Genomic DNA, 13083 nt, shown 5'->3' on the forward strand with positions numbered 1-13083 from the left:
TTTTCAACGCGGCATCGCCTCTTCGAGCGTCCTGAAAATCCTCTCGTCTGACGATTGCGCGACGTTGAAGCGCAGGAAACGGTTTGCTGTTTGCGACAGGCTGAACGCATTGCCGGGCGCCAGCACGACATTGGCCGACAAGGCGCGGCGAGCTATTTCAGCCGCATCCACGCCTTCCGGCAGCCTGCACCACAAGAACATGCCGGCCGGCTGGTCGATCCACGGCGTGATGCCGATCGCCTTCAGGCGGGTGTTTGTCTCGACCATGGCGCGTGAAAGCCGCGTGCGCAGCAAATCCATGTGCTTGCGATAGCTGCCGTCCTTCAGCAGCGCCAGCACCAGTTCGGAGGCAAGCCGCCCGCCGCCAAAGGATGTCGCGATCTTGAGGTCGGTCAGTCTGTCCATCCAGTCGCGCGGCGCCGCGATGAAGCCGCAGCGCACCGACGCCGAAAGCGTCTTGGAAAAGCTGCCGATATGGACGACGCGACCAAGGCCGTCGAACGCCGCCAGCCTGGGCGCCGGCGTGTGTTCGAAGTCGGCGAAGATATCGTCCTCGATGATCGTCAGATCGGAGCGATCGGCGAGCTTGAGCAATCGATGGGCGACGACCGGCGACAGAATTGCACCCGTTGGATTGTGAAGCGCGGAATTGGTGATGTAGAGGCGCGGCCGGTGCTCGGCCAGCGCCTGCGCAAACAGCTCGATATCCGGCCCCGAGGGCGTATAGGGAACGCCGACCACCTTGGCCCGGTGGGCGCGCAGCAGCGCATGGAAGTTGAAATAGCAGGGATCGTCCACCAGCACCGTGTCGCCCGGCTCGAGCAGGAACCGGCACAGCAGGTCGATGGCCTGGGTGCCCGATTCCGTCAGCATGATCTGGTCGGGAGACGCCTCGATGCCGTGCTCTGCCATGCGCCGTGCGAGCAGGTGACGCAGCGGCGGCAGCCCGAGAGGGGTGCCGTAATCCGTCAGCGCGACGTCACCGCCGCGTGCCATTGCGCGCAGTGCCCGGCGCAATCCGGCCTCCGGCATCCACGAGGCAGGCAGCCAGCCGCAGCCGGGTTTGAGCACGCCGTCGCCGGCTTCCAGCGACTGGCGCGAAACCCAGAGCGGATCGACAGTACGGTCAAGCCTGGGGCCGATCTCGGCCAGGGACAAGGGAGCCAGCGGCCCGGCGGCATAAAAACCCGAACCTGGACGCGAGCGGATCATGCCCTCCGCCGCAAGACGCTCATAGGCTTCGACCACGGTGGATTTGGAAACCCGCATGAGCTTGGCAAAGGCCCGGATCGAAGGCAGGCGTGTTCCCGGTGTCAGGCTGCGCGCGGCGATCCTGTGCCTGATCGCCGCCATGACGCTTTCGACAAGCGTCCCGCTGCCCTCGCTTACCGTCGTCTGCTCGTCCATCCGTACTGCTCAAAATACCATGACAGTTTTGTCGAACTGTACCTCATTGTCTCTGGCGGCGCCATACGTCCGGCCCGATAGAGGGCGAAAGCATCAGGAGCGTGCGATGGACAAGACGGCGGGTGGTTGGATCAACGGATTCGTAGGCGTCCTGATTTTCAGCGGATCGCTTCCGGCAACGCGCGTGGCGGTAATGGATTTCGATCCGACCTTCTTGACCGTCGCCCGTGCTGCCACGGCAGGCCTACTCGGCCTCGCGCTCCTGCTCATTTTCCGCGAGAAGCGTCCGGAGCGGCAGGATCTGTTCTCGCTGGCCATCGTGGCGCTCGGCGTCGTGGTCGGCTTTCCGCTGCTGACCGCGCTGGCGCTCAAGCACGTCACTTCGGCCCATTCCATCATCTTCATCGGCCTGTTGCCGCTGGCGACCGCGATCTTCGGCGTCATTCGCGGCGGCGATCGCCCCAAACCGGCTTTCTGGCTGTTTTCATGCCTTGGCAGCGCCCTTGTTGCCGGTTTTGCGATGACGCAAGGCGTGACGGCCTCACCGCTTGGCGACATGCTGATGCTGGCCGCAATCATCGCGTGCGGACTGGGCTATGCGGAAGGAGCCAAACTGTCCCGCAAACTCGGCGGCTGGCAGGTGATCTCTTGGGCGCTGGTGTTGTCGCTGCCGATCATGCTGGCTCTGACGCTTATCACCATGCCGAATTCGTTTGCGGGTGTTGGTTCCAACGCCTGGATCGGCCTGGCCTACGTCTCGCTGTTCAGCATGCTGATCGGCTTTGTGTTCTGGTATCGCGGGCTGGCGCAGGGCGGCATCGCCGCGGTCGGGCAGTTGCAGCTCCTTCAGCCTTTCTTCGGCCTTGGGCTGGCGGCAACGCTGCTGCACGAGCAGGTCAGCCCGGCCATGATCGCCGTCACCGCCGCCGTGGTGCTTTGCGTCGTCGGTGCGAAGAGATATGCGAGATAGGCGCCAGCCCCTGCTTCCTTCGCCCCTTGTGGGAGAAGGAAGAGCCGCACCACTAGAACTTGGTCACCACGCCGATGCCGATGCCTTCGAAGCCGCCCATCGCCATCAAGGCCGCGGGCGCCTCGTCGAGGCTGATCCGCTTGCCGACCAGCAGTTCGGGCTTGAGCTTGCCGGTGCGGATCATCTCCATCATCGCCTGGTAGCGGTAGGCCTGCATGCCGTGGCTGCCGCGGATTTCGAGCTCGAAGGCGATCACCTTGTCCATCGGCACCTGCGGCCTGGCGTGATCGCCCAGCATCAGGCCGACCTGCACATGGCGGCCGCGCCGGCGCAGGTTGGCGATGGAGTTGAACGAGGTGGTCGGATGGCCGAGCGCGTCCATCGACATATGCGCGCCACCATTGGTGATCTGCTTGACCGCCTTGACCACGTTCGGCGTCTTCGCGGCGTTGATCGTCGCCACGGCGCCGATCTTGCTGGCGAAGTCCAGCTTCTCGTCGGTCAGGTCGATGGCAATCACGTTGGCGCCCATGGCGCTGGCGATCATGATCGCCGACAGGCCGACGCCGCCGCAGCCATGCACGGCCACCCATTCGCCGGGCGTCACCCGGCCCTGGTCGACAATGGCGCGGAACGAGGTGACGAAGCGGCAGCCGAGGCTGGCGGCGGTGGCGAATTCCATCTCGTCGGGCAAGCGGACCAGGTTGGTGTCGGCATGGTCGATCGCGACATATTCGGCGAACGAGCCCCAGGCGGTGAAGCCGGGCTGGGTCTGGTGCTCACAGACCTGGTGGTTGCCCGAGCTGCATTCGAAGCAACGGCCGCAGCCGACCGCGAACGGCACGGTGACGCGCTCGCCGGCCTTCCAGCGGGTCACCTGCTTGCCGGCTGCCACCACGACGCCGGCCAGCTCGTGACCCGGCACATGCGGCAGGCGGATGCTGTCGTCGTGCCCCATCCAGCCATGCCAGTCGCTGCGGCAGAGACCGGTCGCCTCGACCTTGATGACGACGCCCTCCGGAGCCGGCTCCGGGTCGGGCACGGTCTGGATCGTCGGCGTTTCACCGAATTTTTCGAAGACGACGGCTCTCATTGGCAGTTCCTCATGCTTTAGGCTGTGTTGATATTCAGGTGATGCCGGCCTGCGAACGGCAGTTTCCTGCGCTTCCGGTGCTCACGTACCCAAAAGTACGCTGCGCTCCGGTTCTCGGAAACTACCATTCTCGGCGCGGCCTGACCTGAACCTCAACATACCCTAGTCCAACTTGCTCTATTCGGCATCGATCTGGTTCCCGGGTGCGGCCTTTTGGAAGGCCGGCAGCGCCATGCAGGCGGTGTGGATGCGGATGATCGTCGGGTAGGGCGTCATGTCGACGCCGAAACGGGCATTGCTGGTAACCTGTGCGACCAGGCAGATGTCGGCAAGCCCCGGCGCGTCGCCATGGCAGAATGTCCCGGTTTCGGACGACGAAGCCAGAATCTTTTCAAGCGGCTGGAAACCTTCGTTCACCCAGTGCCGGAACCAGTTGGCGACATCCTCGTCGCCGGCGCCGAACAGCGTGCGCAGCGAGGTCAGCACGCGCAGATTGTTCACCGGATGGATGTCGCAGGCGATCATCTGGGCCAGCATCCTGACGCGGGCCCGGCCAAGCGCGTCCTTCGGCAGCAGCGGCGGTTCGGGCCTGGTCTCGTCCAGAAATTCGATGATTGCCAGCGATTGGGTCAGCAGCGTGCCGTCGCCCAGGATCAGCGCCGGCACGAGTCCCTGTGGGTTGACCGCGAGATAGGCAGGCTCCAGATGCTCGCCAAGGCGCAGATGATGCGGCACGTATTGGTAGGTCAGGGCCTTCATCTCCAGCGCGATCCGCACCCGGTAGGAGGTTGAGGAGCGGTAGTAGTTGTGGAGGACGATGTCGCTCATCGCGGCACATTCGGCCGATTTGGACGACCGGGCAAGGCATGATGGTCGGAATTCCTTCGGCCGGGGATGGCGATGTACTATTTGCCAATAATCTGGCCATGGTCACTGGGCTATTCTATCCTGCCTGAAATGAAACGAACGCCATGACCGCAGTCAACGATAGCGCCCGGTTTCTGATCATCGACGACCACCCGCTGTTTCGCGAGGCGCTGCACAGCGCCGTGCAAATGGCCTACCCGGACGTCGACACCGTCGAGGCGCGTTCGATCACCGAGGCATTCGAGCTTCTGGCGGATGCCAAGCCGTTCGATCTCGCGCTGCTCGACCTCAGCATGCCTGATGTGCATGGCTTCGACGGGCTGCTGCAACTTCGGACCCGCTACCCGCGCCTGCCGGTGGTCATTGTTTCGGGGCATGAGGAGCCCAAGATCATTTCCGAGGCGCTGTCCTATGGCGCTGCCGGTTTCATCCCGAAATCGGCGCGCAAGAGCGATCTGGCCGCTGCCATCCGCTCGGTCATGGAAGGCGCGATCTACGTGCCCGAAACCTATGAAGGCCAGCCGCCGGACGTCGAGAGCACCGACCGCGCCGAGATGGTGCAGCGTCTTGCCAAACTGACGCCGCAGCAATTGCGGGTGCTGCAGATGCTGCGCCAGGGCCTTCTCAACAAGCAGATCGCCTATGAACTGCAGGTCGGCGAAACCACCGTCAAGGCGCATGTTTCCGAAATCCTGCGCAAGCTCAACGTCTACAGCCGGACGCAAGCCGTCATCGAGGTTTCGAAGCTCGACAGTGCCGATCTGTTTCGCGGTCAGGCGGGGCTTTGACTATTCGGGAAAATATTCAATGTCGAGTGAAGCCCCAATTTTGCCTAGAAAGGCAATCGTCTCATCGGAGAAAAACAAGGGGACATGCTCGTTTTCCGGGGCAATTGCGATCTTCACGGATATCTTATTCAGATGCTCGTGATGGCGTAGCCGGAACAAATTTTCTATTTTTTCGCCAAGCCGCAAAGCCAGCTCGCGAATAGCGATATCGAGGTTCACGTACTCTTCGAATCTGCAGCTGATATTCCAGCCATGACGGCCACGCCTTGGCAGGTGTCCTCCGACTGCCTTTCACGACTTCCTTATCGGCGTCAATTTCCAAGAGGTCAGATATCTCGTGTGGGGCTGGCGTCCTTGACGTCACGGATAGAAACGCTGTGATCCTTGTCATCTTCACTCCCGGTGCGGCTACATCGGCCTTAGATCCCCGTCGTTGGACTCACCTCGGTGACCACTTCTATACGCCAATGGAAAAACAGCCGCTCTCTAAGCCAGCAAATGCGCCAGCAACGCGCGAAGTTGTGCCGGTTTCAGCGGCTTGCGCATCAGCTCGATGCCGGCCGTGCGGGCAGCTATGGCAACGGTTTCCGAACCGTCGGCGGTGACGATCAGCGCCGGTACGGCGCGGCCGAGACAATCGCGGACCTCGGCGATGGTCGTGGTGCCGAGATCGCCGCCGTCGAGATGCTGGTCGGCTATGACGATGTCCGGCACCCAGTCCGTATCGCCAAGCATGTCGAGCGCATCACCGGTCGAGGTGGCGGGGCGCACCAGGCATTGCCAGCGCTCGAGCAGGAAGGTCATCGCCTGCAGCACCTCGATGTCGTTCTCGACCAGCAGCACCTTTGTGCCGAACAGACCGTAGCCGCGCGGCCGCTCCATCTCGGCGGCGTTGGCGATGACGTCGGCCGTGGCGCCGATCCCGACCGGAACGTCGATATGGAAGATCGTGCCGTGTCCGACCTTTGACGAAAACGTCACGGGATGGCCGAGTGCGGCGGCGATGCGGCGCACGATGGCCAGGCCCAGGCCCAGCCCGCCGCCAGCAAGCCCGGCATCGGACGAGATCGTGCCGCGGTGGAATTCCTCGAACACCGCCTCGCGCTGGTCGTCGGGAATGCCGCAGCCGGTATCGGCGACATCGATGCGGATCGTGTCGCCGCGATGCCTGGTGCCGACCAGCACGCCGCCGGAGCGGGTGTAGCGCAGCGCGTTGGAAAGGATGTTCTGCAGGATGCGGCGCAGCAAGGTGCGGTCGGAGCGCACGACGGCGTTGACCGGCCGGAATTTCAGCGTCAGGCCCTTCATCTTCGCGACCGGCTGAAAGTCCGAACGCAGCGACGAAAACAGCGTCTCCAGGCTGACGTCGCCGATGTCGGGCTGCACGACGCCGGCGTCGAGCTTGGAAATGTCGAGCAGGGTGCGGAGCAGATCCTCCATCGTCTCCAGCGACCGCTCGACCTGCCGGACCAGCTTCTTGCCTTCGTCGCTGGTCTGCACTTCGGCCAGCGCCGAGACCGAGAGGTGTGCTGCGTTGAGCGGCTGCAGCACGTCGTGGCTGGCAGCTGCCAGGAACCTGGTCTTGGACAGGTTCGCCAACTCGGCGTTTTCCTTGGCCGCGCTCAAATCGATGTTGGATTGTTCCAATCTACGCAGTGTCGAGTGCAGTTCCTCGGTGCGCGTGCGCACTCGATTCTCGAGCGAAATTGCGGTCTGGAACAGCGAGAACGCGTTGCCCTGCTGGTCCATCGAGCGCTCGACGCGGCTGACAAGGGCCGCGTTGATCTTCTTCAGCTTCTCCAGATCGTTGATGTCCTTGAGCGGCATGAGAACCTCCTACTCCGCCGCCTGCCGCTCTCCGAAGGCGATGCCGGTAAAAGTCTGGTTCAGATGCATCGACCGGTACTGTTCGCCATAGGTGCCGAAGCCGATGACGTTGTTGACCTTGTAGAGTTCCGAAATCTCTCGAAAGACCTGCCGGTTGCGCGCGTCGAGCCGGCGCAGCACGCAGTCGAAGCCGAGGATCATGTCGATGCCGCCAAGCCTGTCCTCGACATCCCTAAGGGCGGCACGTGTCGATTCAACCATGCCCTTGGGCTGGGCGATGGAAAGGACGACGCCATCGTCGATGGCGCAGAAGAACGACAGCGAGCCGTCCGCGTGCATCTTCTGGATCGAGCGGCAGTAAAACTCGCCGCCCACTTTCACCACCACCGGGTGCGAGGCAAAACTCAGCGGCGTCAGCATCTGCGGGATGACGCCGACCGAGGCGGCATATTCCTCCGCGGCATTGGTGGCGTTGAATTCGCGCACGGTGCGGTGATCGGGATCGGACGCCGTCACCACCAGCTTCTGGTCGGTGGGAACGAAATTGTCGGTCTTGAACACGTGGAAGGGAATTTCCGTGGTGATCAGCACGATGATGGCACTGTCGGAGGTAACCCTGCCGTTCGAGATCAGCCGCGTCGTCTCGAACTTCAGATCGTCTCCGGCCGATCCGCCGATCAGAGGAATGTCGTCGAGGCCCCAATGGATGGCCGAGGTCACCGCTTCCTCGGCATAGGACAGCCCGTCGATGAAGCAGAGCGCGAAGGTGGTGTTGGTCCGTTCGTACCCGACGCGGCCCTGCAGCGAGCGCCGCAGCGCCCCGACTTCATCGGTGATCCTGTCCATGCCCGACGAAGAGAGATTGTCGACCATGGTGCTTGCGACCGAAAACGACGCCGACGGAAGCAGCAAGGCCAGGATCTGGCCTTCCTCCAGACCGCGCGGCGTGATTTCGCCGGCGGTGGAGCAGCCGGCATAGGCAAGTGCCGGCGCATTGATCTTCAGCGCGTTCGACAGGGCCGCCGCATCGACGAGGCTCTGGGAGAAAAAGAGCAGGGCGAAGCCGGCATCAATGGCCGCGGCTTCGGTCGCGATCGCCCGGGTGAACGCATCGGCGTCGGGCTCATCCGTGGTGAGCACCGACAGGCCGCATGCATAGCGCGTCCGTGAACTGGCCAGCGGCTTCCTCCTCCATTCCTCCGACGCTCTTTTGTGCGCGGCTCTTTTTTGTGCTCCTCGGCGCGCCGGCGTCGACGTCATTGTTGTCTTCAAGTGCTGGTTTGGCAATGAGCCAACATGATGGATTTGAAGTTTCTGCTATTCTGACGGCATCGGCGCTCGGAAACTTCAACCCCGAACTACACTGGAAGGGAGCTGATCCGTGGAAGCACAGGTCCGGAAGCTGTTCGAAAGGTATGAGCAGCTTTTCCAGAAGTCCCTCGCCGGCGATGCCGACATGGATGAGGTCGCATCGGTCTATGCCTCCGCCTTCATCGCGGCGTCGCCTGCCGGCGTCATGGTCGGGAACAACGACGACCAGCTCAAGCAGGCCATGGAACAAGGCTATGCTCATTATCGGGCGATCGGCACGAAGGCGATGCGGAAGCGGGATGTTCGGATCTCGCCGATAGACGAGCACCATTGCATTGCCCATATCGCCTGGACCGCGACCTATGCCCGTCAAGGCCGGACGGACGTTACGATAGATTTCGACGTCCACTACCTCGTGCAGAAGCTGGGCGGAGAGCCCAAGATATTTGGCTGGGTGTCAGGCGATGAGCAGGAGGTTCTCAGGAAACACGGCATCGGCTGAGATCGGCTCGCAGCCGCTCATGGCCGGAAGGCGGCATTCGCACGGCGATCGAAGCTCTCGCTTCATCGTGCCGTTTTCGCTGTCTTTGCGTGACCGAAAGTACAATATGCGGATTCTGGGACGAACTGCATTCTCGCAATCCCGGCATTTCGCGGCACTTTTTCCCGTGCATAATGCAGTATAAGAATGGCGGACAGACTGAGGGCTCGGGCACCACCGACGCCAAACGACCAAGGTTAGCACCCAGGGAGGTTTTATGTCGGATATATCGTTGACGGTGAACGGAAGACGAGTCAGCGGCGCGGCCGAAGACCGTACGCTTCTGGTTCATTTCTTGAGGGAGAATCTCGGCCTGACCGGGACGCATGTCGGCTGCGACACCTCGCAATGCGGGGCCTGTGTGGTCCATGTCGACGGCAAGGCGGTCAAATCCTGCACGATGCTTGCGGTGCAGGCTTCCGGGTCGAGCGTCGTGACGATCGAAGGGCTGGCGGAGGGCGCCGACCTGCATCCGGTACAGGCGGCGTTCAAGGAGCATCACGGGCTGCAGTGCGGGTTCTGCACGCCGGGCATGATCATGGCGGCGACGGACATGATCGCCCGCCACCCCGAAGGCCTCGACGAGGCCACGGTGCGCGCCGAACTCGAAGGCAACATCTGTCGCTGCACCGGTTACCACAACATCGTGAAAGCGATCCTCGCCGCATCGAAGACGATGGCCAAGGGCAAGGCCAGGCGGGCGGCGTGAGGAACAGAGTGAGTAGTGAGTAGCGGGTAGTGAAACTAGCCGCCTGTTCAGGTCGAACTACTCACTACTCACTATTCACCACTCACTACTTTCCTACTCACTATTTCCGCAATTCGGGAGGAATTTCTGCGATGGGCATTGAGGGTGTTGGCGCTCGTGTAGCGCGCAAGGAAGACAAGCGGTTCATTACCGGCGCCGGGCGCTATGTCGACGACATGGTGGTTCCCGGCATGAAGCATGCGGCCTTCGTGCGCAGCCCGCACGCGCATGCGCAAATCAAGAAGATCGATGTCAAAAAGGCCCAAGCCATGCCGGGCGTCATCGGCGTGCTGACCGGCAAGGAGCTCAAGGCCGACGGCATCGGCAATCTCATCTGCGGGTGGATGATCCATTCCAAGGACGGCACGCCGATGAAGATGGGGGCGTGGTCGCCGCTGGCCTTCGACAGGGTCCGCTATGTCGGCGATGCGGTGGTCATCGTGGTCGCCGAAACCAAGGGCCAGGCGCGCGACGCGGCCGAAGCGGTCGACATCACCTACAAGGAGCTGAAAGCGGTCGTCGATGCGCCGAAGGCGCTCGAGAGGAGCGCACCACAGATCCATCCGGAAGCCGACAGCAATCTGATTTTCGACTGGGAACTCGGCGACAGCACGGCGACCAACGCGGCGATCAAGGCCGCTGCCCATGTCACCCGCATGAAGATCGTCAACAACCGGCTGGTGCCCAACGCCATGGAGCCGCGTGCCGCACTTGGTCATTACGACAAGGCCGAGGACCACTATACGTGCTGGACGACTTCGCAGAACCCGCATGTCGCGCGGCTGGTGATGAGCGCTTTCTACAATGTCGCCCCCGAAAACAAGCTGCGCGTCATCGCGCCGGACGTCGGCGGCGGCTTCGGCTCGAAGATCTTCATCTATCCGGAAGAGATCATCTGCCTGTGGGCCTCGAAGAAGACCGGCGTGCCGGTCAAATGGGTTGCCGACCGCACAGAGAGTTTTCTCACCGATGCGCATGGCCGTGACCATGTCTCGACAGTGGAGATGGCCTTCGACCGGGACAACAGGATCACCGGGCTGAAGGTCGACACCATCGCCAATTTCGGCGCCTATATGTCGCTGTTCTCGTCCTCCGTGCCGACCTATCTCTACGCGACGCTGTTGTCGGGCCAGTACGATATTCCGGCGATCCACGCCAATGTGCGCGCCGTCTACACCAACACCGCGCCGGTCGACGCCTATCGCGGGGCAGGGCGGCCGGAGGCCACCTATCTGCTCGAACGCACCATGGAGACCGCCGCCCGCGAATTGGGCGTGTCGCCGGCGGAGCTTCGTCGAAAGAACTTCATCACCTCGTTCCCGCACCAGACGCCGGTCATCATGAACTATGACGCCGGCGATTATGGCGCCTCGCTCGACGCGGCGATGAAGGCTTCGGACTACGCCGGCTTTGCCAAGCGCAAGGCTGACGCCGTCAAGAGAGGCAAGCTGCGCGGCATCGGCATGAGTTGCTACATCGAGGCCTGCGGCATTGCGCCTTCGGCGGCTGTCGGTAGTCTTGGAGCGGGTGTCGGTCTTTGGGAAAGTGCCGAGGTGCGTGTCAACGCCGTCGGCACGATCGAGGTGCTGACCGGCTCGCACAGCCATGGCCAGGGCCATGAGACGACCTTCGCACAATTGGTCAACGAGCGTTTCGGCGTGCCGATCGATAGCGTCTCGATCGTCCACGGCGACACCGACAAGGTGCAGATGGGCATGGGCACCTATGGTTCGCGCTCGGGTGCCGTCGGCATGTCGGCCATCGTCAAGGCGCTCGACAAGGTCGAGGCCAAGGCCAAGAAGATCGCCGCCCACCTGCTCGAAGCCGACGAGGGCGACATCGTTATCGAGAACGGCGCGCTGAAGGTCGCCGGCACCGATAAGAACGTGCCGTGGTTCCAGATGGCGCTTGCGGCCTACACGGCCCACAACCTGCCTGGCGGCATGGAGCCCGGGCTGAAGGAAACGGCATTCTACGATCCGTCGAACTTCACCTTCCCGGCGGGCTGCTACATCTGCGAGGTCGAGATCGATCCGGAAACCGGCGTGACGGAGATCGTCCAGTTCGTCGCCGCCGACGATTTCGGCAATATCATCAACCCGATGATCGTCGAAGGCCAGGTGCATGGCGGTATCGCGCAGGGCGTCGGCCAGGCGTTGCTGGAGGGCGCGCACTATGACGCCAGCGGGCAGCTTCTGACGGCGAGCTACATGGACTACACCATGCCGCGTGCCGACGATCTGCCGTCCTTCAAGATCTCGACCTCGAACACGCCGTGCCCCGGCAATCCTCTCGGCATCAAGGGCTGCGGCGAGGCAGGCGCCATCGGCTCACCGCCGGCGGTGATCAATGCCATCACCGACGCCATCGGCATCACCGATATCGCCATGCCGGCATCGCCGTCCACGGTCTGGGCAGCGATCCGGGCGACGAAGCACTGAAAGAGAGTGAGTGGTGAATAGTTAGTAGTGAATAGTTTCGATTGAGGCAAACTCGGTCAGAATATATCCAACCACTACTCACTACTCACTAATGACTACTCACCACCAGTCATTTATTTTCACGGGAGAATCCCATGTATGTAGTCAACTACCACCGGGCCGGCTCCGTCACCGAGGCCGCCAAGCTGATCAAGAGCGGCGACGCCAAGTTCCTGTCGGGTGGCATGACGCTGATCCCCGCCATGAAGACGCGGCTTGCCGCGCCTTCCGACCTGGTCGACCTGTCGCGGATCAAGGAACTGCAGGGCGTCAAAGTGTCGGGCAAGACCGTCACCATCGGCGCCGCCACCACGCATTACGATGTCGCCAGCGACGAGAAGCTGAAGAAGGCCTGTCCGGCGCTCGCCCATATGGCGTCCCTGATCGGCGATCCGGCGGTGCGTCACAAGGGCACGATCGGCGGTTCGATCGCCAACAACGATCCGGCGGCCGACTATCCGGCAGCACTTCTTGCGCTCGACGCCACCATCGTCACCAACAAGCGCGAGATCGCGGCCGGCAAGTTCTTCACGGGCCTGTTCGAGACGGCGCTGAAGGACGGCGAGATCATCACCGCGGTAACCTTCACCGCGCCGGCCAAGGCGGCCTATGAAAAGTTCCGCAATCCCGCCTCGCGCTACGCCATCGTCGGGGTGTTCGTGGCCAAGGGCAAGGACGGCGTCAGGGTTGCCGTCACCGGGGCCGGCGACGACGGCGTCTTTCGTTCGAAGGAAATCGAGGCAGCGTTGACCAAGAGTTTCACGTCCGCCGCGCTCGACGGCGTGAAGGTTTCGGCGAAGAATTTGATGAGCGACCTCCACGCCTCGGCCGACTACCGGGCCAATCTCATCGCGGTGATGGCCAAGCGCGCGGTGACCGCCGCGAACGCCTGAAGGCTTTCGACTGCCAATTTCGGTAGTTTTGGGATTGCCAGCTTTGGGGAAGGGGCCTTCGCGGCCCCTTTTTCGTGGCTCTCGGGTCTGATGGCCGGACATGCGAAGGTGAAGCGCTTTTGCCTTAACCGCTGGTGGAGATCGGTGTGTTGGTTGGC

Annotated in this window: 12 protein-coding genes; 6 read left to right on the forward strand and 6 right to left on the reverse strand. The window is 62.5% G+C overall.

Annotation, left to right across the window (positions count from 1 at the left end; translation table 11 throughout):
• Window positions 1–3: 3 nt before the first annotated feature.
• Window positions 4–1407 carry an aminotransferase-like domain-containing protein gene (locus AC0NID_RS19875; RefSeq protein ID WP_473456648.1) on the reverse strand — a complete coding sequence of 468 codons (1404 nt, stop codon included), beginning with the start codon at window positions 1405–1407 and terminating at the stop codon, window positions 4–6.
• A 106-nt stretch (window positions 1408–1513) separates the two neighbouring features.
• Here AC0NID_RS19875 and AC0NID_RS19880 point away from each other — a divergent pair, with 106 nt between their 5' ends.
• Window positions 1514–2377: a DMT family transporter gene (locus AC0NID_RS19880; RefSeq protein ID WP_473456649.1), complete on the forward strand. Its 864-nt coding sequence runs from the start codon at window positions 1514–1516 to the stop codon at window positions 2375–2377.
• 52 nt (window positions 2378–2429) lie between these two features.
• Here the strand turns inward: AC0NID_RS19880 and AC0NID_RS19885 are convergent, their stop codons facing one another.
• Both AC0NID_RS19885 and maiA read right to left on the reverse strand, forming a co-directional pair.
• Entirely contained in the window at window positions 2430–3470 is a 1041-nt protein-coding gene (locus AC0NID_RS19885; protein WP_473456650.1) for a zinc-dependent alcohol dehydrogenase family protein, read from the reverse strand.
• Window positions 3471–3647: 177 nt separating this feature from the next.
• A complete protein-coding gene (gene maiA, locus AC0NID_RS19890) occupies window positions 3648–4298 on the reverse strand; it encodes a maleylacetoacetate isomerase (RefSeq protein WP_473456651.1) in 651 nt (216 codons plus the stop codon).
• 143 nt (window positions 4299–4441) lie between these two features.
• On the opposite strand from maiA, the gene AC0NID_RS19895 reads away from it, so the two are divergent.
• Window positions 4442–5125, forward strand: coding sequence for a response regulator (locus tag AC0NID_RS19895; protein WP_473456652.1), 684 nt, complete (start codon window positions 4442–4444; stop codon window positions 5123–5125).
• Here the strand turns inward: AC0NID_RS19895 and AC0NID_RS19900 are convergent, their stop codons facing one another.
• The 3 genes from AC0NID_RS19900 to AC0NID_RS19910 form a co-directional block, all read right to left on the reverse strand.
• Window positions 5126–5344 (reverse strand): hypothetical protein, encoded by a 219-nt coding sequence (locus AC0NID_RS19900; RefSeq protein WP_474033318.1) that lies wholly within the window; start codon window positions 5342–5344, stop codon window positions 5126–5128. It lies immediately after the preceding gene.
• Window positions 5345–5611: 267 nt separating this feature from the next.
• Complete coding sequence (locus tag AC0NID_RS19905; RefSeq protein ID WP_473456653.1) at window positions 5612–6952, reverse strand: ATP-binding response regulator; 1341 nt, start codon at window positions 6950–6952, stop codon at window positions 5612–5614.
• 9 nt (window positions 6953–6961) lie between these two features.
• The gene (locus AC0NID_RS19910) at window positions 6962–8098 is read right to left on the reverse strand and encodes an FIST N-terminal domain-containing protein (protein WP_473522312.1); all 1137 of its coding nucleotides are present in this window, start codon (window positions 8096–8098) and stop codon (window positions 6962–6964) included.
• A 235-nt stretch (window positions 8099–8333) separates the two neighbouring features.
• Between AC0NID_RS19910 and AC0NID_RS19915 the strand changes: the two genes are divergently transcribed.
• The 4 genes from AC0NID_RS19915 (at window position 8334) to AC0NID_RS19930 (ending at window position 12925) form a co-directional block, all read left to right on the forward strand.
• A complete protein-coding gene (locus tag AC0NID_RS19915) occupies window positions 8334–8765 on the forward strand; it encodes a DUF6841 family protein (RefSeq protein ID WP_473456655.1) in 432 nt (143 codons plus the stop codon).
• 256 nt (window positions 8766–9021) lie between these two features.
• On the forward strand, window positions 9022–9513 hold the full coding sequence (locus AC0NID_RS19920) for a (2Fe-2S)-binding protein (RefSeq protein WP_473456656.1): 492 nt from the start codon (window positions 9022–9024) through the stop codon (window positions 9511–9513).
• A gap of 131 nt (window positions 9514–9644) precedes the next feature.
• Window positions 9645–11993: a xanthine dehydrogenase family protein molybdopterin-binding subunit gene (locus tag AC0NID_RS19925; RefSeq protein WP_473456657.1), complete on the forward strand. Its 2349-nt coding sequence runs from the start codon at window positions 9645–9647 to the stop codon at window positions 11991–11993.
• A gap of 134 nt (window positions 11994–12127) precedes the next feature.
• Window positions 12128–12925, forward strand: a complete 798-nt coding sequence (locus AC0NID_RS19930) for an FAD binding domain-containing protein (RefSeq protein ID WP_473456658.1) — start codon at window positions 12128–12130, stop codon at window positions 12923–12925.
• The last annotated feature ends 158 nt before the right edge of the window (window positions 12926–13083 follow it).

The organism is Mesorhizobium sp. WSM4821 (assembly GCF_055901555.1).